2 protein-coding genes are annotated in these 1,181 nt (G+C 45.4%); both read left to right on the top strand.

All coding sequences use genetic code 11. The features are described from left to right. Positions 1–179: 179 nt before the first annotated feature. Positions 180–515, top strand: coding sequence for a hypothetical protein (locus DXA66_RS13555; protein ID WP_015565819.1), 336 nt, complete (start codon positions 180–182; stop codon positions 513–515). A gap of 191 nt (positions 516–706) precedes the next feature. Beyond that, positions 707–1,141 (top strand): hypothetical protein, encoded by a 435-nt coding sequence (locus tag DXA66_RS13550; protein ID WP_243089111.1) that lies wholly within the window; start codon positions 707–709, stop codon positions 1,139–1,141. The last annotated feature ends 40 nt before the right edge of the window (positions 1,142–1,181 follow it).

Genomic DNA, 1,181 nt, shown 5'->3' with positions numbered 1-1,181 from the left:
TAAACACTAATCTCCATGATTGTTACCATTGAAGGAATACATTTGCGACGATCTTCGGGCATACCGAATAAGATTTGCATTGGCAGTTGAAGACGGCTCATGTTACCTATTGCAATTCTGACTATTTGGAAATATACTTGTAAGTATCAAATTATTTCACTTTATGGGAGGAAATTATTATGGCAAGACCCAAGGGAAGCAAGAATAAGGCTCGTACTGTAAAGGCCAGCGTTGATTATGTAGCAGTCATTGCAGAAAAGGCCGCAAAAAAAGAGAAAATCGAATCTGAGGTTGCTACGTTGACTGCAAATCTCGATGATCTGAAGACGCAGCTGAAAGCCAAGAAAGCAGAATTGAAAGCCGCCACCAAGGAACTTGCCAAAGCCGAAAACAAAAAAGCTGCCGCCGAAGCAAAAGCAGCAGAAGAAGCAAAGAAGGGCGAAGCAGAAGATGTGCTGAAGAAGCTGCTTGCCAGCGGTATGACGGCTGAAGAAATCCTTGCAAAGCTCCAGTAATGCAATATGATGAACTGGACAAGCTGCTGAAGTAAAGGAAGGGGCTGTTGCACAAGGATAAAACCGGTGTAACAGCCTCTTTTTCATTCATGCTGCAATTTTTTCAGCTTTTCAAACGTATCTAAATTAAAGTGGCATATCATCTTCCTATTTCACAAATCCTTGCCGTTTTCAGACAGGAGGTTACTTTTATGAAAGTATCTGCCGACTATCGTATGCTCGCTCTCGATGCCCTGCGCGGAAAATGGAAAACTGCTGTTTTGACAGGTATTGCCGCCAGTGCGCTCGGTGCTACCATTGTGAGCAGTTCCAACAGTGCCGTATCCAATTCCAATCAGGCAAAGGACATCCATTTTGAACTGTTCTCCCAGCCCAACGGCGGTCGGCTGCTTGCTGTTCTGCTTGCCGGCATTGTTCTGTGGGCAGTCCTCCAACTGATCGTGGGCGGTGCAGTTCAACTGGGATATGCTCATTTTAATCTGAACCTTGTAGATGGAAATGATGCTGCCATCTCGGACTTGTTCTCTCAGAAAGACCGTCTGTGGGATGGCTTCTGCATTTGTTCTGTGGGCAGTCCTCCAACTGATCGTGGGCGGTGCAGCTCAACTGGGATATGCTCATTTTAATTTGAACCTTGTAGATGGAAAGGATGCTGCCATCTCGGAT

This window comes from Faecalibacterium sp. OF03-6AC (assembly GCF_003478175.1).
In the GTDB taxonomy this organism is placed as follows: Bacteria; Bacillota; Clostridia; order Oscillospirales; family Ruminococcaceae; genus Faecalibacterium; species Faecalibacterium taiwanense.
This window is presented reverse-complemented; position numbering and strand designations above follow the sequence as displayed.